Annotated in this window: 26 protein-coding genes; 17 read left to right on the forward strand and 9 right to left on the reverse strand. The window is 72.9% G+C overall.

What is annotated here, in order from left to right; all coding sequences use genetic code 11:
• Positions 1-5 precede the first annotated feature (5 nt).
• Both BCF33_RS10910 and BCF33_RS10915 read right to left on the reverse strand, forming a co-directional pair.
• Positions 6-809 (reverse strand): lytic murein transglycosylase, encoded by an 804-nt coding sequence (locus BCF33_RS10910; RefSeq protein WP_106160954.1) that lies wholly within the window; start codon positions 807-809, stop codon positions 6-8.
• An 87-nt stretch (positions 810-896) separates the two neighbouring features.
• On the reverse strand, positions 897-1,526 hold the full coding sequence (locus BCF33_RS10915; protein WP_106160955.1) for a TetR/AcrR family transcriptional regulator: 630 nt from the start codon (positions 1,524-1,526) through the stop codon (positions 897-899).
• Between the two features lie 80 nt (positions 1,527-1,606).
• Here BCF33_RS10915 and BCF33_RS10920 point away from each other — a divergent pair, with 80 nt between their 5' ends.
• The 5 genes from BCF33_RS10920 (at position 1,607) to zapE (ending at position 5,675) form a co-directional block, all read left to right on the forward strand.
• Positions 1,607-2,524 (forward strand): AEC family transporter, encoded by a 918-nt coding sequence (locus tag BCF33_RS10920; RefSeq protein ID WP_106160956.1) that lies wholly within the window; start codon positions 1,607-1,609, stop codon positions 2,522-2,524.
• Positions 2,521-2,982 (forward strand): YaiI/YqxD family protein, encoded by a 462-nt coding sequence (locus tag BCF33_RS10925; RefSeq protein ID WP_106160957.1) that lies wholly within the window; start codon positions 2,521-2,523, stop codon positions 2,980-2,982. Before BCF33_RS10920 ends, BCF33_RS10925 begins: the two co-directional genes overlap by 4 nt.
• Positions 2,979-3,629, forward strand: a complete 651-nt coding sequence (locus tag BCF33_RS10930) for an HAD family hydrolase (RefSeq protein WP_106160958.1) — start codon at positions 2,979-2,981, stop codon at positions 3,627-3,629. The genes BCF33_RS10925 and BCF33_RS10930 overlap by 4 nt, the downstream gene beginning before the upstream one ends.
• The gene (locus tag BCF33_RS10935; RefSeq protein ID WP_106160959.1) at positions 3,626-4,519 is read left to right on the forward strand and encodes an ornithine cyclodeaminase family protein; all 894 of its coding nucleotides are present in this window, start codon (positions 3,626-3,628) and stop codon (positions 4,517-4,519) included. Before BCF33_RS10930 ends, BCF33_RS10935 begins: the two co-directional genes overlap by 4 nt.
• A gap of 85 nt (positions 4,520-4,604) precedes the next feature.
• A complete protein-coding gene (zapE, locus tag BCF33_RS10940) occupies positions 4,605-5,675 on the forward strand; it encodes a cell division protein ZapE (RefSeq protein ID WP_106161595.1) in 1,071 nt (356 codons plus the stop codon).
• Here zapE and BCF33_RS10945 read toward each other — a convergent pair.
• The 6 genes from BCF33_RS10945 to BCF33_RS10970 are packed head-to-tail and all read right to left on the reverse strand — an operon-like array spanning position 5,672 to position 10,327.
• Positions 5,672-6,304, reverse strand: a complete 633-nt coding sequence (locus BCF33_RS10945) for a DUF7002 family protein (RefSeq protein ID WP_106160960.1) — start codon at positions 6,302-6,304, stop codon at positions 5,672-5,674. The two genes, zapE and BCF33_RS10945, sit on opposite strands and share 4 nt — an antisense overlap.
• Entirely contained in the window at positions 6,301-6,774 is a 474-nt protein-coding gene (locus BCF33_RS10950; protein ID WP_106160961.1) for a GNAT family N-acetyltransferase, read from the reverse strand. Before BCF33_RS10950 ends, BCF33_RS10945 begins: the two co-directional genes overlap by 4 nt.
• Positions 6,771-7,997, reverse strand: coding sequence for a bifunctional folylpolyglutamate synthase/dihydrofolate synthase (locus tag BCF33_RS10955; RefSeq protein WP_106161597.1), 1,227 nt, complete (start codon positions 7,995-7,997; stop codon positions 6,771-6,773). The genes BCF33_RS10950 and BCF33_RS10955 overlap by 4 nt, the downstream gene beginning before the upstream one ends.
• 26 nt (positions 7,998-8,023) lie before the next feature.
• A complete protein-coding gene (locus tag BCF33_RS10960) occupies positions 8,024-8,392 on the reverse strand; it encodes a hypothetical protein (RefSeq protein ID WP_106160962.1) in 369 nt (122 codons plus the stop codon).
• Between the two features lie 4 nt (positions 8,393-8,396).
• Complete coding sequence (gene accD / locus BCF33_RS10965; RefSeq protein ID WP_106160963.1) at positions 8,397-9,380, reverse strand: acetyl-CoA carboxylase, carboxyltransferase subunit beta; 984 nt, start codon at positions 9,378-9,380, stop codon at positions 8,397-8,399.
• The gene (locus tag BCF33_RS10970; RefSeq protein WP_106160964.1) at positions 9,377-10,327 is read right to left on the reverse strand and encodes a CPBP family intramembrane glutamic endopeptidase; all 951 of its coding nucleotides are present in this window, start codon (positions 10,325-10,327) and stop codon (positions 9,377-9,379) included. The genes accD and BCF33_RS10970 overlap by 4 nt, the downstream gene beginning before the upstream one ends.
• A 116-nt stretch (positions 10,328-10,443) precedes the next feature.
• Here BCF33_RS10970 and ilvD point away from each other — a divergent pair, with 116 nt between their 5' ends.
• The 6 genes from ilvD (at position 10,444) to BCF33_RS11000 (ending at position 17,584) form a co-directional block, all read left to right on the forward strand.
• Complete coding sequence (gene ilvD, locus BCF33_RS10975; RefSeq protein ID WP_106160965.1) at positions 10,444-12,177, forward strand: dihydroxy-acid dehydratase; 1,734 nt, start codon at positions 10,444-10,446, stop codon at positions 12,175-12,177.
• 113 nt (positions 12,178-12,290) lie between these two features.
• Positions 12,291-13,055, forward strand: a complete 765-nt coding sequence (locus BCF33_RS10980; RefSeq protein ID WP_106160966.1) for a DUF6478 family protein — start codon at positions 12,291-12,293, stop codon at positions 13,053-13,055.
• 10 nt (positions 13,056-13,065) lie between these two features.
• Complete coding sequence (locus BCF33_RS10985; RefSeq protein ID WP_106160967.1) at positions 13,066-13,422, forward strand: hypothetical protein; 357 nt, start codon at positions 13,066-13,068, stop codon at positions 13,420-13,422.
• Between the two features lie 126 nt (positions 13,423-13,548).
• Positions 13,549-15,561 carry an NADPH-dependent 2,4-dienoyl-CoA reductase gene (locus BCF33_RS10990; protein WP_106160968.1) on the forward strand — a complete coding sequence of 671 codons (2,013 nt, stop codon included), beginning with the start codon at positions 13,549-13,551 and terminating at the stop codon, positions 15,559-15,561.
• Between the two features lie 67 nt (positions 15,562-15,628).
• Entirely contained in the window at positions 15,629-16,630 is a 1,002-nt protein-coding gene (locus BCF33_RS10995) for a phosphatase domain-containing protein (protein ID WP_106160969.1), read from the forward strand.
• A gap of 9 nt (positions 16,631-16,639) precedes the next feature.
• Positions 16,640-17,584, forward strand: coding sequence for a DMT family transporter (locus BCF33_RS11000; protein WP_106160970.1), 945 nt, complete (start codon positions 16,640-16,642; stop codon positions 17,582-17,584).
• A gap of 89 nt (positions 17,585-17,673) precedes the next feature.
• Here the strand turns inward: BCF33_RS11000 and BCF33_RS11005 are convergent, their stop codons facing one another.
• A complete protein-coding gene (locus BCF33_RS11005) occupies positions 17,674-18,540 on the reverse strand; it encodes a branched-chain amino acid aminotransferase (RefSeq protein ID WP_106160971.1) in 867 nt (288 codons plus the stop codon).
• A 164-nt stretch (positions 18,541-18,704) separates the two neighbouring features.
• Between BCF33_RS11005 and BCF33_RS11010 the strand changes: the two genes are divergently transcribed.
• Genes BCF33_RS11010 through dxs form a run of 6 tightly spaced genes read left to right on the forward strand, consistent with a single transcriptional unit; the run spans position 18,705 to position 23,918 of the window.
• On the forward strand, positions 18,705-19,190 hold the full coding sequence (locus BCF33_RS11010; RefSeq protein ID WP_106161599.1) for a MarR family winged helix-turn-helix transcriptional regulator: 486 nt from the start codon (positions 18,705-18,707) through the stop codon (positions 19,188-19,190).
• Positions 19,187-19,906: a response regulator gene (locus BCF33_RS11015; RefSeq protein ID WP_106160972.1), complete on the forward strand. Its 720-nt coding sequence runs from the start codon at positions 19,187-19,189 to the stop codon at positions 19,904-19,906. The genes BCF33_RS11010 and BCF33_RS11015 overlap by 4 nt, the downstream gene beginning before the upstream one ends.
• Before the next feature lie 49 nt (positions 19,907-19,955).
• Entirely contained in the window at positions 19,956-20,864 is a 909-nt protein-coding gene (locus BCF33_RS11020) for a histone deacetylase family protein (protein ID WP_106160973.1), read from the forward strand.
• Positions 20,861-21,100, forward strand: a complete 240-nt coding sequence (locus BCF33_RS11025; protein ID WP_106160974.1) for an exodeoxyribonuclease VII small subunit — start codon at positions 20,861-20,863, stop codon at positions 21,098-21,100. The genes BCF33_RS11020 and BCF33_RS11025 overlap by 4 nt, the downstream gene beginning before the upstream one ends.
• A gap of 3 nt (positions 21,101-21,103) precedes the next feature.
• Positions 21,104-21,985 carry a polyprenyl synthetase family protein gene (locus BCF33_RS11030; RefSeq protein WP_106160975.1) on the forward strand — a complete coding sequence of 294 codons (882 nt, stop codon included), beginning with the start codon at positions 21,104-21,106 and terminating at the stop codon, positions 21,983-21,985.
• 13 nt (positions 21,986-21,998) lie between these two features.
• Positions 21,999-23,918: a 1-deoxy-D-xylulose-5-phosphate synthase gene (dxs, locus tag BCF33_RS11035; protein WP_106160976.1), complete on the forward strand. Its 1,920-nt coding sequence runs from the start codon at positions 21,999-22,001 to the stop codon at positions 23,916-23,918.
• Positions 23,919-24,235 lie beyond the last annotated feature (317 nt).

The following is a 24,235-nucleotide window of genomic DNA, read 5'->3' on the forward strand; positions in this document are numbered from 1 at the left end:
GCCCTTCAGAGCGCCGAGCCGATCCGCTCGCCCGCGCGGGCGATCGCCTGCTGGTAGACGGTCGCCGCGTTCCAGTCGTTCAGGACGCGGAAGTTCTGCGTGCCCTCGCCGAAGGGCTGCCCGGGCTGCCAGCCCTTCTGGCGCAGGAAGTTGGCCGTCGAGGCCAGGGCGTCGGCCTCGTCGTAGAAGTTGACCCGCCCGTCGCCGTTGCCGTCCGCGCCGTAGCGGATCGCGTTGGCGGGCAGGAACTGGGTATGCCCCAGCTCGCCGTGGAAGGCGCCGACTTGGCCGGGCGAGAGCATCCCGCGGTCCACCATCTGCAGCGCGGCGAGGGCGTGGGGCGTGAAGAAATCCGACCGGCGGCAGTCATAGGCCACGGTGGAGATGGACGAGACCACCGGCTCGGACCCCATGTTGCGACCGAACCCGGTCTCCATCCCGTGGATGGCGATGAGCACGCCGGCGGGCACGCCGTAGCGCTGCTCGAGCGCCTGGTAGAAGCCGCGGTTGGCGTTCAGCCGCTGCCGACCCGTCGCCGCGAACCCGTCGAGGCTGCCCAGGCGGATGCGGATGAAGTCATCGAGGCTGTAGCGAACGCCGGTCTGGTTGCGGTCGGCGTTGATGGTCCCCTGCGAGTAGCGCGCCGAGGCGAGGGCGTCCAGGCCCCGCTGGCCGATCCCGGCGGCGGCGGCCTCCTGGGCGAAGGATTGCTTCCAGGCTTCGAACCCCGAGGCGTCGTTGCCGCACTGGGCGGCGAGGGCGGCGGTGGGCAGCGAGAGGGCGGCGGCGATCAGCGCGCGGCGAATCATGGTGGAGGCTCCGGTGCGTGTTGCGATGCGCGGCAACCTAGGCCGGATCGGCCGGTTATCGAAAGACCGGCCCCGGCGCGGCGCGCGTCAGCCGGCGGCGTAGCGCGCGAGGAAGGTCCGGACGGCCTCGTCGACGACGTAGCGCCGTTCGTCCTCGGTGGGGGTGCCCATGCCGAAGATCACGCGCGGCAGGACCATGGCCTTGCAGAGCTCGTGAAACTGCTCGGCGGCCATGTCGTGGTCCTCGATCCGCAGCTCGCCGCGATCCTCGGCCTTGCGCAGGAAGTCGACGAGATGGGCGCGCATCACGAGCGGCCCGGATTCGTAGAACTCGCGCGCGAGCGCGGGGAAGCGCTCGCCCTCGGCGACGCAGATGCGGAACACGCGCTGGCCGAACTCGGAGGTGATGAACTCCAGCATCGTGAGGCCGGCGCGGGTCAGCACCTCGGCGACCGGCGCGTCCTCGTCGATGTCGCCCATGGCGATCCCGGACTGGCGCTGGCACTCGCACTTGCCGACATGGAGGAACAGCACGCGCTTGTCCGCGAAGTAGGAGTAGAGCGTCGCCTTGGAAACGCCCGCCTCGCGCGCGATGGCGTCGACGCTCGCCCCCTCGAACCCGTCGCGCAGGAAGACGGCGCGCGCGCCGTCGACGACCTGGGCGACCTTGCGGCCCTGGATCGGCTTGGCCTCGGGAAGGGGGGATTGGTCCTGCATGCCCGAGAGATAGAGGATTGAACCGAACGGTTCAATCGGGAGGGCTCGCCGCGCCGCGGCGTCGCTGCTAGGGCGGCACGGTGGTTCCGGTCCTTCTCCAGACGCTGCCCTTCTTCGCGCTGATCGGGCTGGGCTACGGCGCCGGCCGCAGCGGGTTCTTCGGGCCGGAGGCGACGGCCGCGCTGACGAGGTTCGTCTTCTACTTCGCGCTCTCTGCCATGCTGTTCGGCTTCGCCGCGACACTCTCGCTGGGGGAGATCTGGTCCCCGAACTTCGTGCTGGCCTACCTGATCGGGTCGGGGGCGCTCTATCTCGTGGCGACGGGCGTCGCCTGGGCGCGCGGGACGGGCGCGGCCACCGCCGCCATCGAAGCGCAATGCGCCGTGATCGGCAACGTGGGCTTCCTGGGCATCCCGCTCCTCGCGCTCCTCCTCGGGGAGCGGGCGGTCGGGCCGGTGCTCATGGTACTGGCGACCGACCTGATCGTGTTCGGCTCGCTCGTGGTGATCGTGATCACGGGATCGCGCGGCACCGTCTCGCCGCGCGTCCTGTTGACCGTCGGGCGGGGGCTGCTTGCGAACCCGATGATCGTCTCGATCACGTTGGGGCTGGCCTTCAGCGCGACCGGCTGGTCCCTGCCCGGGCCGGCGGCGTCCTTCCTCGACACGCTGGGGGCGGCGGCGACGCCCGGCGCGCTCTTCGCGATCGGGGCGAGCCTCGCGCACCTGCCCTTCGACAACCCGCGCGTCGCGGCATGGCTGACGGGGCTGAAGCTCCTCGTGCATCCGGCGGCGGTGGCCGCGGCGGCCCTGTGGATCGGGGTCGAGGCGCCGGGCGCCGGCGTGATGGTCGCCGCCGCCGCGCTGCCCGTGGCGGGCAACATCTACATCCTTGCCGCCCATTACCGCGTCGCGCCCGAGCGGGCGTCGGCGGCCATCCTCGTCTCGCACGTCCTCGCGGTGCTGACGGTGCCGGCGTGGATCGCCCTGCTGACATGATCTGGATCGATGCGGATGCGTGCCCCGTCCGGGCCGAGGCCGAGGCGGTCGCGATCCGCGCGGGGGTGCCGCTCGCGCATGTGTGCAACGGCGGCATCCGCGCGCCCGCGCATCCGCTGCTGCGGGTGATCTACGTGGACGGCGGCCCGGACGAGGCCGACAAGCGCATCGCGGCGGAATGCGGGCCCGGCGACGTGGTGGTGACGGCGGACATCCCGCTGGCCGCCCGCGCGGTCGAGGCCGGCGCGCTGGTGGTGAAGCCGGACGGCGAGGTGCTGGACGCGCGGAACGTCGGGCGGGCGCTGGCCGCCCGCGACCTGATGGCCGACCTGCGCGCGGCGGACCCGTTCCGCCGCGGCGGAGGGCGGCCCTTCGGCAAGGCGGACCGCGCACGGTTCAAGGATGCGCTCGACCGGGCCCTCCGCGCGGCTAGCTCCGCCGGGAAGGAGCCAGAATGACCAGCACAGAAGAGATCACCCGAACCGTCGACGCCGTCGTCTGGGACATCGGCAACGTCCTGATCGAATGGCAGCCCGAGCGGCACTACGATGCCGTCATCGGCGAGGAGCGTCGCCGCGCCATGTTCGACGCCATCGACCTGCACGGCATGAACGACCGCATCGACAAGGGCGAGCCGTTCCGCGACACGATCTACGCAGTGGCCGCCGAGCATCCCGAATGGGAGCGGGACATCCGCCGCTGGCACGACGAGTGGATCGCGATGGCGAGCCCGCCCATCACCTGGTCGATCGAGCTGCTGCGCGCCCTGCGCTCGAAGGGGATCCCGTGCTTCGCGCTGAGCAACTTCGGGACCGGCTCCTTCGCGTATGCCGAGACGCAGTATCCCTTCCTGACCGAGTTCGACCTTCGCTTCGTCTCGGGCCAGCTCGGCACCATCAAGCCGGAGGCGCGCATCTACGAGATCGTCGAGGAGGAGTCGGGCGTCAGGCCGGAGCACCTCCTCTTCACGGACGACCGCGCCGAGAACGTCGAGGCCGCGGCGGCGCGTGGCTGGCAGACGCATCGCTTCGACGGGCCGGCCGGCTGGGCCGAGCGGCTGGTGGCCGAGGGGCTGCTGACCGCCGCCGAAGCCGCCGAACGATGAGCCGCCCGCCTCACCTGGGCGAGGACGTCGCGGGCCGCCTCGATTGGCTGGCGCTGACGGACGCGCTGGCCGAAGGGCATCGCGGCCCGCGGGCGCAGGTCTCCGACGCGGTCGTGCGGGCCGGCGGCAAGACGCTGCTGAACCGCGCGGCCTGGGCGCCGGGGGTGGGCGCGCTGGTCAAGACCGCGACCGTCGTGCCGGACGCGGACCCTTCGGTGAACGGGGCGGTGACGCTGTTTCGCGACGCGGACGGGGGGATCGAGGCGACGATCGACTTCCACCTCCTGACGAAGTGGAAGACCGCCGGCGATTCGCTCCTCGGGGCGCGGCGGCTGGCCCGGCGGGGCAGCGCGGACGTCCTGATCGTGGGGGCGGGAGCCGTGGGCCATTCGCTGCGCGAGGCCTACGGCGCCCTCTTCCCGCGGGCGGCGTTCCGAATCTGGAACCGGACGCCGGAGAAGGCCGAGGCGCTGGCGGCCCGGTTCGACCGAACGGCGGTCGCCCCGGACCTCGAGGCGGCGGTGCGTGCCGCAGACGTGGTCACGGTCGCGACCATGAGCACCGAGCCCGTGGTCCGCGGCGCGTGGCTGCGGCCGGGCACGCATCTCGACCTGATCGGCGCCTACCGGGCCGACATGCGCGAGGCGGACGACGACGCGCTGCAGGCGGGCCGGCTCTTCGTCGACAGCCGGGACACCACCCTGGCCCATATCGGCGAGCTGACGGACCCGCTGGCGCGTGGCGCGATCGGCGAGGCCGACGTCGTCGCCGACTTTTGGGACATGGACCGCATGACCCGGACCTCCGAGGACGAGATCACCGTGTTCAAGAACGGCGGCGGGGCGCATCTGGACCTCATGGCCGCGCGCTGGATGCTCTCGCACGCCTGATGGCAAGCCGGACGGGCCGTGGGCGGCCGCGGCGCTTCGCCGGCGACGGGGTGGCGCGCGGGCCCGGCGATGCTAGGGCATGGCCATGACGGTGCGGACGGCCTGGGAGCGGGAGGTGGCGGCGGGGCGGCTGGAGCCGGACCCCGCCCAGGAAGCCGCGATCCCGGCGCTGGACCGCGTCCTCTCGGAGGCGGAGGCGGCGCCCGAGCGGGGCGGCCTGTTCCGGCGGGCGAGGCCCGCGTCGGTTCGGGGGCTCTATCTCTGGGGCGGGGTGGGGCGCGGCAAGTCCATGCTGATGGACCTTATGGTCGCCGAGGCCGCCGTTCCCGTGCGCCGCGTCCACTTCCACGCCTTTATGCAGGAGGTGCAGGACGCCCTGCACGCAGAAAGGCGGAAAGGCACGGAGGACGCCCTGGCCCCCGTCGGGGACCGGATCGCCGAAGGGCTGCGGCTGCTGGCGCTGGACGAGATGCAGGTCACGGACATCGCGGACGCGATGATCGTCGGCCGCCTCTTCGAGCGGATGCTGCGGGCGGGCGTGGGGGTGGTCACGACATCGAACCGGCCGCCGCGGGACCTCTACAAGGACGGCCTCAACCGCGCGCTGTTCCTGCCCTTCGTCGATCTGATCGAGGAGCGGCTCGAGGTCCTGGAGATGGCCGGGGGCGCCGACCATCGGCAGGGTGCGATTGGGGAGGAGGACACCTGGCTCGTCCCCGCGGACGCCGCCGCGCGGGCGCGGATCGACGCGCTCTTCGCGGATCTCGCTGGGCCGGACGCTGGGCCGCTGACGCTGCGGGTCAAGGGGCGGGAGGTGACGCTGCCCGCCTTCGGGCGCGGCGCGGGGCGCGCCCCGTTCTGGGCGCTGTGCGGCGCCGCGCTGGGACCGGCGGACTACCTCGCGGTCGCGGATGCGGTGCGGGTGATGGCGATCGACGACGTACCCCGGCTGGGGCGGAGCAACTTCAACGAGGCCAAGCGCTTCGTGACGTTGATCGACGCGCTCTACGAGGCGCGGGTCCGGCTGATCGCATCGGCCGCGGACGAGCCGGGGGCGCTCTACGTCGAGGGGGAGGGGGCGTTCGAGTTCGAGCGGACGGCTTCGCGCCTGCGGGAGATGACGCGGGCGGGTTGGGGCGGCGGGCCGGCGGGCTAGTCTGCGGGCTCGACCGCGAGGAGGTGCGCGCCGGCATCCGGGATCGCGCCTCGGACCGTCACCTCCTTCGGCGTGTCGAGCCCCTTCCTGGTCCCCGCCTCGCGCCGGGCCCGGCGCCATGCCGCGAAGTCCAGCCCGGCCAGGGGCGCGAACGTGGCCAGGCCCCGGCGGGCGGGTGCGCGGACCGTGGCGCCGGTGTTGATGGGCGCGATCTCCGCCCTGTCCCAGACGGGGGAGAGGAGGCCGAGCGTGTCGAAGACCTGCCACTCGCTCTCGTAGCCGAGGCGGCGGCGGGCGTTCAGGTTGCCGAGGCCGAGGGGCCGCGCGGGCCAGAGGAACACCCGCGCGTTCAGCATCCGCATCCAGTCCGCGGGGCAGAGGCCGTCGTCGAGCACCCGCGCCAGGCGCGCGAGGGAGAGGGGCGCGTTGTCGGTCAGGACGGCGGCCGTGCCGTCGGGCAGGCGGAGGGGCACGGCCCGGGGCCGCCGCTCGGGCGGCAGGTCCGCCCCTGCGCGGCGCGCCAGCTCGGCCGCGGGAAGGAGGCCGTGGCGGCGGACCCCCTCCGCCGCACCGCGCGCGGCCAGGCGGTAGAGCCGCGGATGGCGGGCCGCGAAGGCCCCGGGCGTCACGGGATCGCCTTCTCGTAGCGCCAGACGCGCAGGGGGTGGCCGGTGCCGTCCGCCAGCTTCGCCTCGCCGATCTCAGCGCGCACGCGGGTCCAGCCGTGCCGCTCGTAGAAGCGGACGGCGCGGGCGTTGCGCTCGGCGACGAGGAGGAAGGCGATGCCCGGCGGCAGGCGCCTCTCCGCGTCTCGCATGAGAGCATCGGCCGCACCGGTGCCGCGCGCTTCCTTGGCGAGGTAGAGCTGGTCCAGCTCGTTCCCCCTGACGATGCACAGGCCGTCGGGCGCGCCCTCAGGGCCGATGACGCGCATGGGGCCGAGGCTGCGATAGGTGCGGGCGGTGAACTCCTCCCTCGTGCGGGCCCGCACGAGGGAGAGCGGGACGATCCCGCCATGGCTGTCGTGCCAGGCATCGTGCCACATCCGGGCGATGCGCGCGGGCTCGCCGAGGCCGGGGCGGCGGACCTCCCGCGTCATCCGTTCGATCGCAGGACGTGGCCCGCAAGATAGAGCGAGCCGCAGATCAGGATGCGCGGCGCCGGGTGGGCGCGGATGGCGTCCTCGGGCGTCTTTGCGGCGTCGGCCTCGATGCCGGCCGCGCGGGCCGCGTCGACCACCGCCCCGGGGGGAAGGGTCGCGCCCTCGCCGGGGACGGGGATCGCGGTCAGCCCTTCGAGGTGCGGGGCGAGGTGCGACAGGTAGCCGCCCACGTCCTTTGTGGCGAGCATCCCGACCACGGCCCTCGTGGGCGCCTTGGGCATGGCCGCGAGGGTGGCCGCGACGGCCTCCCCCGCCGCCGGGTTGTGCCCCCCGTCCAGCCACAGCTCGCCGGGGACGAGGTCCGCGAGGGGGCCCCACGTGAGCCGCTGCATCCGGGCGGGCCAGTCGGGCGCCATGGCGGCCGCGAAGGCCGGATCGTCCGACGGGGCGTCCGGCAGCAGGAGGCGGAGCGCCGCGAGGGCGGTGCCCGCGTTCGCGACCTGATGCGGGCCCGGCAGGGTGGGGAGCGGAAGGTCGAGGAGCCCCCGGCCGTCCTGGAAGGTCAGCCGGCCCCCTTCGCGCGCGACGTGCCAATGCTGCCCCTCCGCGCGGAGCGGCGCGCCGAGGCGGACGGCGACCCCTTCGATCACCTCCGCCGCCTCGTCCTTCTGGCGGGCCATGACGAGCGGCACGCCGCGCTTCACGATCCCCGCCTTCTCGCCCGCGATCCGTTCCAGCGTGTCGCCGAGGAAATGCTGGTGGTCCAGGTCCACCGGGGTGATGACGGTCAGCTCCGGGTGGATCACGTTCGTGGCGTCTAGCCGCCCGCCCAGCCCGACCTCCAGCAGGGCATGGTCCGCCGGAACGCGGGACATGGCCAGCATGGCGGCGGCCGTCGTGATCTCGAAATAGGTGATGGGGGCGCCGCCGTTCGCCTCCTCGCACTCCTCCAGGACGGCGAGGAGGTCGTCCTCGGGGATCAGCTCCCCGGCGAGGCGGATGCGCTCGTGGAAGCGGGCGAGGTGCGGCGAGGTGTAGGCGTGGCCCCGGCGGCCCGCCCCTTCGAGACCCGCCCGGATCATCGCGAGCGTGCTGCCCTTGCCGTTGGTGCCGGCGACGTGAACGACGGGCGGCAGCGCGCGTTCGGGGTGGCCGAGGGCAGCGAGGATGCGGCGCATCCGGTCCAGCGACAGGTCGATCACCTTCGGGTGCAGCCGCATCAGCCGCTCGAGCACGACGTCCGAGGTCACGTCCGCCGCCTGAGGAGGACCACCGCCCCGAGGGCGAGGTCGAAGCCGATGCAGGACGCCGAATACCATTCCGGCACGGCGCCGCCCGTGGCGATCAGCAGCGCGTCCCAGCCGCCATGGGCGACGATGGCGAGGGCCAGGAAGGTGGTGCCGGCCCGCAGGCCGAGCGCGGCGAGCGCGAGGAACGCGCCGGCGCCGACCGCCTGGTGCAGGAGGTCCTCGCCTGCGACGAGCGCGAAGAGCGGGTGGACGATCGCGATCGCGGCGAGGATCGCGGCCAGGAGGAACGGCCCCTGCCGCCGGCGGACGAGGGCAGCGAAGGCACCGCCGACGATGGCGCCCCCGATGACCGGCAGGACCGGCACCGGGCTACTCGGCGGCCTTCGCCGGGGGCGTGCCGTCCTCGTCCGGGCCGGGCGCGGGCTCGGCCCCCTCGCCGCCCGCCGGTGTCTCGACCAGCGGCGCGGGCTCGGCCGGCGGGGGCAGCTCGGCCATGATGGCGGGGGGCTGGCCCGTGAGCATCCGGGTGATGACGATGAGCTCCTCGCGCAGGTCCTTGCGATGCGTCACCCGGTCGAGCATCCCGTGGTCGAGGAGGTATTCGGCCCGCTGGAACCCTTCGGGCAGCTTCTCGCGGATGGTCTGCTCGATCACGCGGGGGCCGGCGAAGCAGATGAGGGCGTTCGGCTCGGCGATCTGGACGTCGCCCAGCATCGCGTAGCTCGCCGTGACGCCGCCCGTGGTGGGATGGGTCAGCACGACGACGTAGGGCAGCCCCGCCTCCTTCAGCATCTGCACCGCGACGGTGGTGCGCGGCATCTGCATGAGCGAGAGGATCCCCTCCTGCATGCGCGCGCCGCCCGCGGCGGAGAAGAGGACGAGGGGGGCCTTCCGCTCGACCGCGCGCTCGGCGGCGGCGACGATCGCGTTGCCCACGTACATCCCCATCGAGCCCGCCATGAACGAGAAGTCCTGGATCGCGGCGACGATGGGGGTACGCCCGATCTCGCCCTCGGCCACCAGCATGGCCTCGTGCTGGCCGGTGGCGCGGCGCGCCTCCTTCAGGCGGGCGGGATAGGGCTTCTGGTCGCGGAACCTCAGCGGATCCTCGATCGGCGCGGGGACCGGAACCTCGACATAGGTGCCGCCGTCGAAGAGGGAGGCGGCCCGGTCGCGGGGCGAGATGGCCATGTGGTGATCGCAGTTCGTGCAGACCATCAGGGCCTTCGTCAGCTCGCGGTGGAACAGCATGGTGCCGCATTCGGGGCACTTGGTCCAAAGGTTCTCGGGCGTGTCGCGGCGGGCGAACAGCGCGTTGACCTTTGGGCGGACGAAGTTGGTGATCCAGTTCATCGGGGGGCCTCCGGCGGTGGCGTCGAGATAGGCGGACCCGCCATGGGCCGCAAGCGGGCGAGCGCCCAGCGCGCCAGGCCCCACGAGACCACGAGCGTCCCCATGTCGAGCGCGACGAGGGGCGCCATGACGCCCGGATCGGCGAGGTCGAGGTCGATCAGCCCCAGCGCCAGCCCGGAGAGCGGCCCGGGCGTCGTCGTCAGGAGGATCGCGAAGGCGTTGTTCCCGAAGTGCACCCCCCAGGCCGCGTGGAGCGAGCCCGTGCGCGCCGTCAGGTCGGCGGCGACGAGGCCGAAGAGCGTGGCCGCCGCCACGATCAGCGGCGCGTTCGGACCGAAGGTCTGGCCGTCCCAGTGGACGAGGCCGAACAGGAGCGAAGGAAGGACCATCCAAGCCAGGGGCGACCGGAAGCGCGCCGCCATCTGCTGCTGCAGGTAGCCCCGGAAGGCCAGCTCCTCCGCGCCGGTCTGCAGCGCCACGAGCAGGAGCCCCGGCGCGAGCCAGAGAAGCCACACGTTCGGCGGAAGGTTCGCCTGGGCCTCGATCCCGGCGCCGAACGGCAGCAGGAGGCCGAGCGCGGCCGGCAGGGCGATGGCGAGAAAGCCGATCCCGAAGCGCGCGGCCCCGCCCTCGCCCCGTCCGACCAGGGAACGCAGGCCACGCCCGTGCAGGACGCGCGCGGCGAGCCAGGTCGCGAGGGCGAGGGCCGCGAAGGTCAGCAGAACCAGCGCGAGCGTGTCCGGCCGCGACCCCGCGGCCGCGTCCTCCAGCCACAGGGCGACGTCGAAGCGCCTCTCGGGCAGGATGGCGCCGCTGCCCCAGCCGGCCAGGAGCGTCCCGATGGTGCCCAGCGCCCAGAGCAGGACGATCAGCACCACCCCGAGGGCGAGGCGCCAGAGGGCCGGGCGGGCGCGGGCGGGCGCGATGAAGGCGTCGTGCGGACTCATGCGGGCGTGGTCCGACGGCCGGGCCGCGGGGGCAAGGGCCCCTGCGCGAAGCGGGCGCGTGGACGCCCCGCCCGGGCGGCGGTATGCCCCCGCCCGGCAGATCGAGGGAGAGGTCCATGCTCAAGCGCGTCATCGACAAGTCGAGGCTGCCCAGCCGGCACGTCACGGAAGGTCCGAGCCGGGCGCCCCATCGTTCCTACTACTACGCGATGGGCATGACGGAGGAGGAGATCCACCAGCCCCTCGTCGGCGTGGCCACCTGCTGGAACGAGGCGGCGCCCTGCAACATCGCCCTGGGCCGGCAGGCGCAGGCGGTGAAGATGGGGGTGAAGGCCGCCTCCGGCACCCCGCGGGAATTCACCACCATCACCGTCACGGACGGCATCGCGATGGGGCACGAGGGGATGCGCAGCAGCCTGGCCTCGCGCGAGGCGATCGCCGACACGGTCGAGCTGACCATGCGCGGGCACTGCTATGACGCGATCGTCGGCCTCGCGGGCTGCGACAAATCCCTGCCGGGCATGATGATGGCCATGGTGCGGCTGAACGTGCCCAGCGTGTTCCTCTACGGCGGCTCGATCCTGCCCGGGCGGTTCGAGGGGCGCGACGTCACCGTCCAAGACGTGTTCGAAGCCGTGGGCCGCCATCAGGCCGGGCTGAACAGCGCCGAGGACCTCGAGAAGCTCGAGAAGGTCGCCTGTCCTTCGGCCGGGGCCTGCGGGGGGCAGTTCACTGCCAACACCATGGCCTGCGTGGCCGAGGCGATCGGGCTGGCGCTGCCTCTCTCCTCCGGCGCGCCCGCCCCCTACGAGAGCCGCGACGCGCTGGGCGAGGCGTCCGGCCAGGCGGTGATGGCGCTGCTGGAATCCGGCATCCGGGCGCGCGACGTCGTCACGCGGCAGAGCCTGGAGAACGCCGCCCGGATCGTCGCCTGCACGGGCGGCTCGACCAATGCGGGCCTCCATCTGCCGGCCATCGCGCACGAGGCGGGGATCGCGTTCACCCTCGACGACGTGTGCGAGATCTTCCGCGACACGCCCTATTTCGTCGATCTCAAGCCCGGCGGGCGGTACGTGGCCAAGGACCTCTACGAGGTGGGCGGCGTGCCAGTCGTGATGAAGGAGCTGGACCGCGCCGGCCTGATCCACCGCGACTGCGTGACCGCGACGGGCCGCTCCATGGGCGAGGAGTTGGACCGCGTCACCTCCGAAGCGGATGGCAAGGTGGTGTACCCCGTCGACCAGCCGATCACCAAGACCGGCGGCGTGGTGGGCCTGAAGGGCAACCTCGCCCCGGAGGGGGCCATCGTGAAGGTTGCCGGCATGTCGGCCGAGGAGCAGGTGTTCACCGGCCCCGCCCGCGTCTTCGAGTGCGAGGAGGACGCGTTCGAGGCCGTCAAGCAGCGCCGCTACGAGGAGGGCGAGGTCATCGTCATCCGCAACGAGGGCCCGTCGGGCGGGCCCGGCATGCGCGAGATGCTGGCGACCACGGCGGCCCTTTCCGGGCAGGGCATGGGCAAGAAGGTCGCCCTCATCACCGACGGGCGCTTCTCCGGCGCCACGCGCGGCTTCTGCGTCGGCCATGTCGGCCCGGAGGCCGCGCATGGCGGGCCGATCGGGCTGCTGCGCGACGGCGATCTCGTCACCATCGACGCGGTGCGGGGCGCGATCGGCGTGGACCTTTCGGACGAGGAACTCGCGCGGCGGCGCGCCGGGTGGAAGGGCCCGAAGGAGACGATCTACGCCTCCGGCGCGCTCTGGAAGTACGCGCAGCTCGTCGGGGGCGCGCGCCTCGGCGCGGTCACGCACCCGGGCGCCGCGAAGGAGAAGCACGTCTACGCCGATCTCTGAGGCGGCGCCGCCCCGGCGGCGCGACCTTCTTCCGCGCCGGGGCCGGCACGGCCTTCCGGCCGGCGCCGTCCCGCGCTAACCCCCCTTCGGGGACGGGCGGGCACACGGGGCGCATGGCAGTCGGACGGATACCGAGGTGGCGGCAGCGGCGCGTCCTCAGGCGCTGGGACGAGGCGCTCGCGCAGGCCCGCGAGCTGCCGCTTCCGGCCCTGCGCCGGATGCGCCGGGACGCCGGCGACCTCCGGATGCGGCTCGACCGGGTGATCCGCGTCATCGACGGCCGCCTCCAGCTTCCGGCGATCGGATCGAAGGCGATGCCGAAGCGCGCCGGCACCGACTGGGCCCACCGCCCTGAGCCGTGGTGCGGGCCGGTTCGCCCGATCGGGATCACCTCGGTCTCGTCGGGCGCCATGCTGGGACAGCAGGTGCGCCTCTTCCACGACTGCGCCGAGAGCGAGATCGCCCTCCGCCAGGTCCGGAACCTGCGGGAGGGGGACCTCGCCCCGTTCGGGGTCCGCATGGAGGTCTTCGGCTTCGACGGCAGCTTCCTCTCGCTCGCGATCGACCTGCCGGAGGAGGCCGCGCGCCGGTTGCGCCGCCATCATGTCCTGCGCCTCGACCTGCAGGCCGAGGCCGAGAGGCCGCTGGGGGCCCTCGCGCGGCTGAACCTCGAGCATGGGCCCAACACGGCCCGGATGGTCCGCAAGCTGGACCTGGGCGACCGGACGCCTTCGGCGGAGTTCGACCTGGCCTACGCCGACATCGACGAGAAGCGGATCGGGAAGGCCTGGCTCGACCTGATCCTCGAGGAGCCGGAGATGAACCAGATCATGCTGCGCGACGTGACGCTGAGCCGTCGTCCGCGCGCCGAGCTGTGAGGCACCGCCCGTGCGCCTGACCGACGGAAGGATACGCGAAGGGGTCTGGTCCGCCCGCCTCGAGAGCGAGGGCGAGCCGGGGCCCTTCGCCGTGACCCTGAGGGACCGGGAGGTGCCCCACGAGGTCGCGCGCATAGAGGGAACGCTCTGGGAGGTGCGCGTGCCGATCCCGCCCTCGCTGATCGGCGAGGGCATCCAGACGGGCATAGTCGCGGAGCCGGGCGGGCGGCGCCTCGCGCACTTCACCTTGGTCGCGGGCGAGGACGCGGGCGCGGATCTGCGGGCGGAGGTGGACCTCCTGCGGGCCGAGCTGGACCTTCTGAAGCGCGCCTTCCGCCGCCACTGCGCCGGGACCGCCCGCGGGTGACCCCACATGCCGGGCCCCCGCCGTGGGCATGGCCATGAAAGGGGCCTGACGCGGCGTCCTCCGTGACCTCCGCCTTCCGGCGGGGCATCACCTGACGCGCACGTCACCCTTTCCGGGAGCGCATGGATGCCCGACTTCTACCCCCACCTCTTCCGGCCCCTCGACCTCGGCCATGCGACGCTGCCCAACCGCGTCCTCATGGGCTCCATGCACACCGGCCTGGAGGAGACGGGCGACTGGGGCCGGGTCGCGGCCTTCTATGCCGCCCGCGCCCGCGGCGGGGTGGGCCTGATGGTGACGGGCGGCATGGCGCCGAACCGCGAGGGGGGCGTGCTGCCCGGCGCGGCGGGCCTCTTCACGCCGGAGGACGTGGCGAGCCACCGGACCGTCACGGACGCGGTCCATGCGGACGGGGGGCGGATCGCGATGCAGATCCTCCATGCGGGCCGCTACGCCTACTCGCCCGAGGCGGTGGCGCCGTCAGCGATCAAGTCCCCGATCTCCCCCTTCCCTCCGCGCGAGCTGGACGACGCCGGGATCGAGAGGCAGCTGGACGACATCGCGACGGCGGCCGCCCGAGCCCGCGAGGCGGGCTATGACGGGGTCGAGGTGATGGGTTCGGAGGGCTACTTCCTGAACCAGTTCCTCGTCACCCACACCAACCGCCGGACCGATCGCTGGGGCGGCCGCTACGAGAATCGGATGCGCGCACCGGTCGAGGCCGTGACCCGCGTGCGCGAGAAGGTCGGGGACGACTTCATCGTCATCTACCGCCTCTCCATGATCGACCTGATTCCCGACGGCTCCTCCTGGGAAGAAGTCGTGATGCTGGCCAAGGCCGTCGAGGCGGCGGGCGCGTCGATCATCAACACCGGGATCGGCTGGCACGAGGCGCGGGTGCCCACCATCGCCACCTCCGTCCCCCGCGCCGCCTTCGCCTGGGTGACGCGGAAGATGATGGGCGAGGTCTCCATCCCGCTCGTCACCTCGAACCGGATCAACACGCCCGAGGTGGCCGAGGAGGTGCTGGCGACGGGTTGCGCCGACATGGTCTCGATGGCGCGGCCCTTCTTGGCGGACGCGGACTTCGTGGCGAAGGCGGCGCGCGGCGAGGCCGGGCGCATCGCCCCCTGCATCGCCTGCAACCAGGCCTGCCTGGACCACACCTTCTCGATGAAGATCAGCTCCTGCCTCGTGAACCCACGCGCCTGCCACGAGACCAAGATCGTCCTCGAGCCGGCGGAGGCGCCCAAGTCCGTCGCCGTGGTCGGCGCCGGCCCCGGCGGGCTGATGGCCGCCATCACCGCCGCCGGGCGGGGCCACGACGTCACCCTCTTCGAGCGGGACGGCGCGGTCGGCGGGCAGCTCAACATGGCCAAGGTCATCCCCGGGAAGGAGGAGTTCCGCGGCTACGTCGAGTGGTTCGAGCGCATGGTCGAGGCGCTGCCGATCGACCTGCGCCTCGGGGCGGAGGCGCGCGTGGAGGACCTGGAGGAATTCGACGAGGTGATCGTCGCCACGGGCGTCGTGCCGCGCGATCCAGGGATCCCCGGCCAGGAGGGGGCGGTCACCTATGTCGACGTCCTCAGGCATGGCGCGGCGGTCGGTCCGCGCGCCGCCGTGGTCGGCGCGGGGGGCGTGGGCTTCGACACGACGGACTACCTGGTGACGGACCACTCGCCGACCGTGGACCTCCGGGAATGGCTGGAGGAGTGGGGCGTCGTCCCGCCGGACGAGGCGCGCGGCGGGCTCGACCCCGAAGGGCCCCGCCCCGAGCCTGCCACCCGCGCGGTGACGCTGGTGCAGCGCAAGGCCGGCAAGCACGGCCGCGGCCTCGGCAAGACCACGGGCTGGATCCACCGCGCCGCGCTCGCCATGAAGGAGGTCCGCATGGTCGGCGGCGTCTCCTACGAGCGGATCGACGATCGCGGCCTCTGGGTCGACCGGGGCGAGGGGCCCGAGCTGATCGAGGCGGACACCGTGGTCCTCTGCGCCGGGCAGGAGAGCGAACGCTCCCTCGCGGACGCCCTGGAGGCGAAGGGTCGCCGCGTCCACGTCATCGGCGGCGCCGCCGAGGCGGCCGAGCTGGACGCCAAGCGCGCCATCGACCAGGCGGTGCGGCTCGCGGCGACTTTGTGACGGGCGCCTCTCCGGATGGGCCGGCGGGACGGACGCAACCGTGTCGCCCGCGCCGTGTTGGGGGCGCATGAGCATCCTCCCCTCGCTTCACCGCCTCGCCTTGAAGGGCGAGCGCGCCCTCGATCGCCGCGTCGCGCGCCGGGGTCGCGGCGCGCCCGTCATCGACCCCTATCTCGGCTACGCCACCCCCGAGACGCTCGTCGCGCGGGGCCGGGTGCTGACGGCCCTGAAGCGAGGCGAGGCGCGCGAGGGGCAATCGCGCCTGGGCAACCTGCGGCAGATGGCCTCGCTCTTCCTGACGTCCGAGGTCGAGGGCGTGACTGTCGCCGCGCGCGGCGTGACGGCCGTGACGGACGCGGAAGGCTACTTCCACCTCGTCCTGCCCCGCGGCGACGCCCTGCCCGGCTGGACGGACATACGGGCCACGGTGGAAGGTGCGGAGGTCGGCGACGAGGCGTCGCTGCCCGTCCTCGTCGCCCGGCCCGACGCCCGGTTCGGGATCATCTCGGACGTGGACGACACGATGATCCGAACGGGGGCCTACTCGCTGGCCAAGAACCTCTGGACCAGCTTCACGGGCAACGCGCTGACGCGCGAGGTCTTCGCCGATTCCCTCAAGCTGATGGAGGCGCTTTCGGAGGATGGCCGGAACCCGGTGTTCTACGTCTCCTCCTCGCCCTGGAACCTGCATGACTTCCTGCGCGACGTCTTCGCCCGGGCGGGCCTGCCCGAGGGGCCGCTCTTCCTGAAGGACTACGGCATCTCGGAGACCTCGCTGATCTCGGAGAGCCATGGCGGCCACAAGGGCTCGGCGATCGAGACGATCCTCGCGGCGCATCCGGACCTCTCCTTCGTGCTGATCGGCGACACGGGCCAGCACGACGCGGAGGTCTATCTCGACGCCGCGCTGCGCCACGAGGGCCGGGTCCGGCGGGTGATCCTGCGCGAGCCGGGGCCCGGCCCGGACGAGGGATCGCGCCGCGCCCTCGCCGCGCTGAAGGCCATGGGGGTACCGGTGCATCACGGCGGCGACCTCTGGGACCTACCGGAGTTGCGGCGGGGCGCGTAAGGCCCGCCCATGGCCGCCCTCGAGACCACGCGAACCGATGATCCGGCACGGGGGATCGCGCTGAAATGCGCGGCCGTCGCCCTCTTCGTCGGGATGCAGGCCATCGTGAAGGCGGCCGCCGGGGCCGGCGTCCCCCCGGGCGAGGCGGTGTTCTTCCGCTCGCTCTTCTCCCTGCCGGTGATCCTCCTCTGGCTGGCCGCCACCGGGCATCTTCACGACGGGCTGAGGGTCCGCTCCGTGCCGGGGCACCTCGCGCGGGGGGTGTTCGGGACCTCGGCCATGGGGCTGCGTTTCCTCGCGCTCGGCCTTCTGCCGCTCTACGAGGTGCAGGCCATCGGCTATGCCACGCCACTGCTCGTGGTGGTCTTCGCCGTCCTCTTCGCCGGCGAGCGGGTGCGCCTCACCCGGTCCCTCGCGGTGCTTCTGGGCCTTGCCGGGGTGCTGATCGTCGCGTGGCCCAACCTCGGGGGGATGGAGCGGTCGCGGGCGGCCCTCGTCGGCACGGCGGCGGTGCTGGCCTCGGCGGCGCTCGCAGCGATGGCGCAGACGATGATCCGCAGGCTCGTCGAGCACGAGGGCACCGCGGCCATCGTGTTCTGGTTCGCCGTCTCCGGCGTCGTCCTCTCCGCGCTGACGGCGCCTTTCGGATGGATCTGGCCAGGCTGGTGGATGGCGACGCTCCTGGCGGTCACCGGGCTGGTGGGCGGGGTCGCGCAGATCTTCCTGACGGCGTCCTACCGCTATGCCGACGCCGGCACGGTAGCGCCCTTCGACTACACCTCGCTTCTCTGGGCGATCGGGATCGGGATGGTCCTCTTCGACGAGGCGCCCGACGCCCGCACGCTGGCGGGCGCCGCGCTCGTCATCGGGGCGGGGATCCTCGTGGCGGTGCGGGAGCGGCGCCTGGGCCTGGAGCGGCGGCGGGCGCGGGCGGCGAAGTCGCAGGAGGGGTGATCCGACCCTTCCCATCCGACCTTCCCCCGCCCCCGGGGCGCGCTCCGGCGCGGAGGGCGGGCGCCGCCGGAGGCACGCCCCGAACGCCTTCAGGCGCGCACCAGCGCCTCGTAGGCGTCCGCGATGTCACGGGCCATCGCGCCGACCTCGAACCGATAGGGGCCGATCTCGCCGACGGGGGTGACCTCCGCGGCGGTGCCGGTCAGCCAGCACTGCTCGAACCCCTCCAGCTCGTCCGGCATCACGTGCCGCTCGTGCACGGCGATTTGCCGGTCGCGCAGCATGCCGATCACCGTCCGCCGCGTGATCCCGTCGAGGAAGCAGTCGGGCAAGGGGGTGTGCACCTCACCGTCCTTCACGAAGAAGACGTTGGCGCCCGTCGCCTCGGCGACGTAGCCCCGGTAGTCCATCATCAGTGCGTCCGAGCAGCCCTTCGCCTCGGCCGCGTGCTTGGACATGGTCGCGATCATGTAGAGGCCCGCCGCCTTGGCCCGGAACGGCGCCGTGTCGGGTGCGGGCCGCCGCCACTTCGCGACGTCCAGGCGCGCGCCCTTGGTCTTCGCGTCTCCGTAGTAGTTCCCCCAGTGCCACGCCGCGACGGCGAGCCGGACCGGGTTGGCACGCGACGCGACGCCCATCTCGGGGCCCGCGCCCCGCCAGGCGACCGCACGGACATAGGCGTCGGACAGATCGTTCGCCTTCAGGACCTCGGCCTTCGCCGCCTCGATCCGGTCGACGCTCCAGGGGATCTCGAAGTCGATCTCGCGGGCGGAGAAGTGCAGGCGCTCGCTATGGCGACGCGATTCGAAGATGCGCCCGCCATAGGCCCGCTCGCCCTCGAACACGGAGGAGGCGTAGTGCAGCCCGTGGGTCAGCACGTGGACCTGCGCGTCGCGCCAGGCCACCAATGCGCCGTCCAGCCATATCTTCCCGTCCCGATCGTCATAGGCCGGCACCGGATCAAGTTCGCTCGTCTCGCCCACCGCCCTCTCCACACCGAAAGTTGCGCGGATACGTGCGATCCGGCCATGATATTGCGAAGAACCAGATGGGGGTTAGCAACCCGACCTTGGTCCGTCAACGACGCTGACCTATGCTGGTCCGGAGCGGAGGCGCGGGCATGGACGATCACGCGGAGGGCGACCTCCTCTTCCTGACGGACGAGCAGCTGCGCCGCGGGATCGAGGCGATGTTCTTCGCCTACCGCGCCTTCACCCAGGACCCCGACCGCATCCTCGCCGAGCGGGGCTATGGGCGTGCCCACCACCGGGCGCTGCACTTCATTGGGCGGTTTCCGGGAACGACGGTGGGCCAGCTGCTCACCACACTCGGCGTCACCAAGCAGTCGCTGAACCGCGTCCTGCGGACGCTCATGGCCGACGATCTCGTCTCCGCCCGGGTGGGCGAGCGCGACCGCCGCGAGCGTCGCCTCGCCCTCACCCCGGAGGGGGAGGCGCTGGAGGCCGCACTGTCGGACGCCCAGCGCGCGCGGATGCGTCAGGCGTACCTCCAGGCCGGGCCCGAGGCCGTCGCCGGGTTCCGCCGCGTCCTGGAGGCCATGATGGACCCCGAGATGCGGCGAAGGTATCAGGACGGCCAGCGATGACCGATCCTTTCTCCCAGCCCGATCCGCACCTTCTGATCGTCGATGACGACGAGCGCATCCGCAGCCTCCTGGCCCGCTACCTCAGGAACAACGGCTTTCTCGTGACGACGGCGGGCGATGCCGCGCACGCGCGGCGCATCCTCGCGGGTCTCGACTTCGACCTCCTCGTCCTCGACGTGATGATGCCCGGCGAGAGCGGGATCGAACTGACGCGCGCGCTCCGCACGGGACGGAACATGCCGATCCTCATGCTGACCGCGCGGGGCGAGAGCGGCGACCGCATCGAGGGGCTGGAGGCGGGTGCGGACGATTATCTCGCCAAGCCCTTCGAGCCGAAGGAGCTGCTCCTGCGGATCAACGCAATCCTGCGCCGCGTTCCGGACGTTCCCGCCGACGCGTCCGGCATCCCCGGCGCGCTGCGGCTCGGCGCCCTGCGCTGGGAGGTCGAGCGCGGCGAGCTTTGGCACGGCGACGAGGCCGTGCACCTCACCGGGACCGAGGCCCAGCTCATGAGGGTATTCGCGGGCCGGCCCGGCCGCCCCCTGGCCCGCAGCGAGTTGACGGAGGAGCTGGGGCGATCGGGCGGCGACGCGATCCAGGAGCGGGCGGTCGACGTGCAGATCACCCGCCTGCGGCGCAAGATCGAGGCCGATCCCAAGCAGCCGCGCTATCTCCAGACCGTGCGGGGCGCGGGGTACATGCTGGTCCCCGACTGATCCCCATGGCGGGCTTGCGAAGCGCGGCGGCGAAGCCCACGAAGGGCCCATGCTGCGCATCCACACCGACCCCTCCGCCGACCGCCACGAGACGCCGCCCGGCCACCCCGAGCAGACCGCCCGCCGCGCCGCCGTCCTGAAGGCCCTGGATGGCCTGGGCGAGGTCCGCGGGGCGCCCGTGGCCGCGGACGCCGACCTGCTGCGCTGCCACCCGCAGAGCCATCTCGATCGCCTTCGGGAGGCCGAGCCGGCGACGGGAAGGACCCAGATGGACGCGGACACCTGGATGACGGCGGGCTCGTTCGAAGCGGCCGCGCGCGCGGCGGGCGCCGCCTGCGCCGCCGTGGACGAGGTGCTGGACAGCCCCGCCCATCACTTCGTCGTCATGCGCCCCCCCGGCCACCATGCCGAGGCCGGGACCCCCATGGGCTTCTGCCTTCTCGGGACGGTCGCCATCGCGGCGCGGCGCGCGCTCGAGGAACATAGCCTCGAACGCGTGGCGGTGATCGACTTCGACGTCCACCACGGCAACGGCACGCAGGCGCTCCTCTGGGACGAGGCTCGGGTCCGCCTCGCCGGCAGCCATCAATCGCCCCTCTGGCCGGGCACCGGGGACGCGTCCGAGTGTGGCGCCCACGGGCAGATCCGCAACCGGCCCCTGCCAGCGGGCGCGGACGGCACCCTCCTTCGCCGTGCCTGGGGCGAGGAGCTGCTGCCCTGGCTCGCCGGGGCGCGGCCCGAGCTCGTCCTCGTTTCGGCGGGGTTCGACGCGCATCGGGACGATCCGCTCGCCTCGCTCGAATGGGACGAGGACGACTTCCGCTGGTTAGGGACGGAGATCGGCACGTTGGCGCGGGAGCACGCGGGCGGCCGGCTGGTCAGCGTGCTGGAAGGGGGCTATGACCTCCACGCTCTGGGCCGCGCGGCGCGGGCCTATGCCGAGGGGGTGGGGACATGAGCGACGCGAAGCCCGGTGCGCTGTCCTTCGAGGAGGCGATGCGCGAGCTGGAGGGCGTCGTGCAGCAGCTCGACAGCGGCGACGTGCCGCTCGATCAGTCCATCAGGCTCTACGAGAGGGGCGCCGCGCTGCGCGAGCGTTGCGAGGCCCTTCTGAAGGACGCCGAGATGAAGGTCGAGAAGATCCGCGCCGATGCGGACGGGCGCGCCGACGGCACCGAGCCGCTGGACGGCTGAGGGGTGGACGCCGTCCTCGCGCAGGCCGCCGCGCGGGCGCGGGGCGACGTCGGCGCGCGTCTCGCCGCGCGCCTCGCGGGCGCGGCTCCCGCGCTGGCCTCGCTGGAGGAGGCGTGCCGCCACGCGCTGGAGGGCGGCAAGCGCCTGCGCGGGCTGATGGTGCTGGAGTCCGCCGGTCTCTGGGACGTCCCGGAGGAGGCCGCGTTGCCCGCCGCTGCCGCGATCGAGGCGCTCCACGCCTATTCCCTCGTGCATGACGACCTGCCCGCGATGGACGACGACGAGCTGCGGCGCGGTCGTCCCACGGTCCATGTCGCCTTCGGAGAGGCGACCGCCATCCTCGTGGGCGACGCGCTGCAGGCCCTGGCCTTCGAGGAGGTCGCCGCGATCCGCGGCGTCCCGGCCGAGCGGGCGCTGGCTCTCTCGGCGCGGCTCGCCGCGGCGGCGGGCCTTCGCGGGATGGTCGGCGGCCAGCATTGGGACCTCACCATCGAGGCGGGGGCCGCGTCGGGCGATCTTCGGGCCATCGCCGCCATGCAGGCCTTGAAGACCGGCGCCCTCTTCGAGTGGTCCGCGACCGCGGGGGCCGTCCTCGCGGGCGAGGACCCCAAGCCGCTGGCTGCCTATGCACACGCGCTGGGGCGGGCCTTCCAGATCGCGGACGACCTCCTGGACGCGACGGGCGACGCCGCGACCGTCGGCAAGGCGACCGGAAAGGACTTGGCGGCCGGCAAGGCGACCTATGTGGGCACCCTCGGGGTCGAGGGCGCGCGCGCCGAGGCCGGCCGCCTCGCCGCGGAGGCGTGCGACGCGCTCGCGCCGTTCGGGGCCCGCGGGGATACACTTCGCCTTCTCGCGCGTTACACAGTCTCACGTGACCACTAGGGAAGGCCAGCCGATGCCAGACCGCCCGAAGACGCCGACGCTCGACCGCGTCGCCTCGCCCGCCGACCTGAAGGCGCTCGGCGACGACGACCTCTCCAGCCTCGCGGACGAGCTGCGGGCGGAGACGATCTCGGCGGTGTCCGAGACCGGCGGCCACCTCGGCGCCGGCCTCGGCGTGGTCGAGCTGACCGTCGCGATCCACGCGGTCTTCGACACCCCGCGCGACAAGCTGATCTGGGACGTCGGGCATCAGTGCTACCCGCACAAGATCCTGACCGGACGGCGGGACCGCATCCGCACCCTGCGGCAGAAGGACGGGCTGTCCGGCTTCACCAAGCGCAGCGAGTCCTCGCACGATCCTTTCGGCGCGGCGCACTCCTCCACCTCGATCTCGGCGGCGCTCGGCTTCGCGGTCGCGCGCGACCTCGGCGCGCCCGAGGGCGTCGGCGACGCCATCGCGGTGATCGGCGACGGCGCCATGTCGGCGGGCATGGCCTACGAGGCGATGAACAATGCCGGGCACCTGGGCAAGCGCCTCTTCGTGATCCTCAACGACAACGAGATGTCGATCGCCCCGCCCACAGGGGCGATGTCCTCCTACCTCTCCCGGCTCTATGCCGGCGCCCCCTTCCAGGAGCTGAAGGCCGCCGCCAAGGGCGCAGTCTCCTTCCTGCCGCCGCGCTTCCAGGAAGGCGCCCGGCGCGCCAAGGAGATGATCAAGGGCATGACCTTCGGCGGCACGCTCTTCGAGGAACTGGGCCTTTCCTATGTCGGACCCATCGACGGGCACGACATGGAAAGCCTCCTGCCCGTGCTGCGTGCCGTGAAGGCCCGCGCCGACGGGCCGGTGCTGATCCACGTGGTGACGCGCAAGGGCAAGGGCTACGCGCCCGCCGAGGATGCCGCGGACAAGGGTCATGGCGTCTCGAAGTTCGACGTCGTCACCGGCGAGCAGAAGAAGGCGCCCTCGAACGCCCCTTCCTACACCTCCGTGTTCGGCGGGACGCTCGTGGACCTCGCCGCCAGGGACGAGCGGATCGTTGGCGTGACCGCGGCCATGCCCGACGGGACCGGCCTGACGAAGATGCTCGAGCGGTTCCCGGCCCGCACCTTCGACGTCGGCATCGCCGAGCAGCACGGCGTCACCTTCTGCGCGGCGCTGGCGGCGGCCGGGATGCGGCCCTTCTGCGCGATCTACTCGACCTTCCTGCAGCGGGGCTACGACCAGGTCGTGCACGACGTCGCCCTGCAGGGTCTGCCCGTGCGGTTCCCGATCGACCGCGCGGGGCTGGTGGGGGCGGACGGCGCCACCCATGCGGGGGCCTACGACATCGCCTACCTCGCGAACCTGCCGGGCTTCACGGTGATGGCCGCCGCCGACGAGGCCGAGCTGATGCACATGACGGTCACGGCCGCCGCCCATGACGAGGGCCCGATCTCGTTCCGCTTCCCGCGTGGCGAGGGCGTGGGCGTCGAGCTGCCCGAGCGCGGGGAGATCCTTCCGATCGGCAAGGGCCGGATCGTGCGCGAGGGGTCCGGCGTCGCCATCCTCTCGCTCGGCACGCGCCTCTCCCATGCCGAGGCGGCGTGCGAGGCGCTGGCCGCGCGCGGCATCGCCCCGACGCTGGCCGACGCGCGCTTCGCCAAGCCGCTCGACCGTGAGCTGATCCTCGACCTCGCGGCGCGGCACGACGCGCTGATCACCGTCGAGGAGGGCGCGGTCGGCGGCTTCGGCAGCCATGTCGCGCAGCTTCTCGCGGAGGAGGGCGTGTTCGACGGAGGGCTGCGCTTCCGCATGATGACCTTGCCCGATCGCATCATCGATCAGGCCAGCCCGGCGGACATGTACGCCCTGGCGGGCCTCTCGGCGGACGACATCGAGCGGCAGGTCCTGGACGTGCTGGACGTAGCCTCCCTGCGAGGGCGGGCCTGAAGGGGCCCGGGCGCTCCGACCGGCGTCGATAGCAGGGCTCGGGCCGGGATCCTGCCGCCGGCGGCCGCCTTTCCCCGCACCTGCCCCCTCGTGCAGGCCCCTCGCCCATCTTTCCGTCCGTCCGTCATCCGTGCGGCCGCCCGAATGCCTCGCGCCAGCGGCTTTCTGACCCGCGGAATCGGGGGAAGCAGACCTGCGTAGGCGTCTTCCACGCAACTCGCCGTGGCTCGATCGGCACGGAAAGTAGGCACGTTTTCGCTGGACTTCGGGGTGCCGCGTAGGCCACGATCCGCCCAACAACGGCATCAGACACGTTG

The sequence above is a fragment of the Hasllibacter halocynthiae genome (assembly GCF_003003095.1).
GTDB lineage: Bacteria > Pseudomonadota > Alphaproteobacteria > Rhodobacterales > Rhodobacteraceae > Hasllibacter > Hasllibacter halocynthiae.

Excerpts from the sequence above, each read along its gene's own strand:
- BCF33_RS10910 (WP_106160954.1), bottom strand. The coding sequence starts at position 809 with ATGATTCGCCGCGCGCTGATCGCCGCCGCCCTCTCGCTGCCCACCGCC.
- accD (WP_106160963.1), bottom strand. The coding sequence starts at position 9,380 with ATGAACTGGATCACCAACTTCGTCCGCCCAAAGGTCAACGCGCTGTTC.
- ilvD (WP_106160965.1), top strand. The coding sequence starts at position 10,444 with ATGCTCAAGCGCGTCATCGACAAGTCGAGGCTGCCCAGCCGGCACGTC.
- BCF33_RS11025 (WP_106160974.1), top strand. The coding sequence starts at position 20,861 with ATGAGCGACGCGAAGCCCGGTGCGCTGTCCTTCGAGGAGGCGATGCGC.
- BCF33_RS11000 (WP_106160970.1), top strand. The coding sequence starts at position 16,640 with ATGGCCGCCCTCGAGACCACGCGAACCGATGATCCGGCACGGGGGATC.
- zapE (WP_106161595.1), top strand. The coding sequence starts at position 4,605 with ATGACGGTGCGGACGGCCTGGGAGCGGGAGGTGGCGGCGGGGCGGCTG.
- BCF33_RS10980 (WP_106160966.1), top strand. The coding sequence starts at position 12,291 with ATGGCAGTCGGACGGATACCGAGGTGGCGGCAGCGGCGCGTCCTCAGG.
- BCF33_RS10950 (WP_106160961.1), bottom strand. The coding sequence starts at position 6,774 with ATGACGCGGGAGGTCCGCCGCCCCGGCCTCGGCGAGCCCGCGCGCATC.
- BCF33_RS10995 (WP_106160969.1), top strand. The coding sequence starts at position 15,629 with ATGAGCATCCTCCCCTCGCTTCACCGCCTCGCCTTGAAGGGCGAGCGC.
- BCF33_RS10955 (WP_106161597.1), bottom strand. The coding sequence starts at position 7,997 with ATGCGGCTGCACCCGAAGGTGATCGACCTGTCGCTGGACCGGATGCGC.
- BCF33_RS11010 (WP_106161599.1), top strand. The coding sequence starts at position 18,705 with ATGGACGATCACGCGGAGGGCGACCTCCTCTTCCTGACGGACGAGCAG.
- BCF33_RS10930 (WP_106160958.1), top strand. The coding sequence starts at position 2,979 with ATGACCAGCACAGAAGAGATCACCCGAACCGTCGACGCCGTCGTCTGG.
- BCF33_RS11015 (WP_106160972.1), top strand. The coding sequence starts at position 19,187 with ATGACCGATCCTTTCTCCCAGCCCGATCCGCACCTTCTGATCGTCGAT.
- BCF33_RS11020 (WP_106160973.1), top strand. The coding sequence starts at position 19,956 with ATGCTGCGCATCCACACCGACCCCTCCGCCGACCGCCACGAGACGCCG.
- dxs (WP_106160976.1), top strand. The coding sequence starts at position 21,999 with ATGCCAGACCGCCCGAAGACGCCGACGCTCGACCGCGTCGCCTCGCCC.
- BCF33_RS10935 (WP_106160959.1), top strand. The coding sequence starts at position 3,626 with ATGAGCCGCCCGCCTCACCTGGGCGAGGACGTCGCGGGCCGCCTCGAT.
- BCF33_RS10915 (WP_106160955.1), bottom strand. The coding sequence starts at position 1,526 with ATGCAGGACCAATCCCCCCTTCCCGAGGCCAAGCCGATCCAGGGCCGC.
- BCF33_RS10970 (WP_106160964.1), bottom strand. The coding sequence starts at position 10,327 with ATGAGTCCGCACGACGCCTTCATCGCGCCCGCCCGCGCCCGCCCGGCC.
- BCF33_RS10925 (WP_106160957.1), top strand. The coding sequence starts at position 2,521 with ATGATCTGGATCGATGCGGATGCGTGCCCCGTCCGGGCCGAGGCCGAG.
- BCF33_RS10990 (WP_106160968.1), top strand. The coding sequence starts at position 13,549 with ATGCCCGACTTCTACCCCCACCTCTTCCGGCCCCTCGACCTCGGCCAT.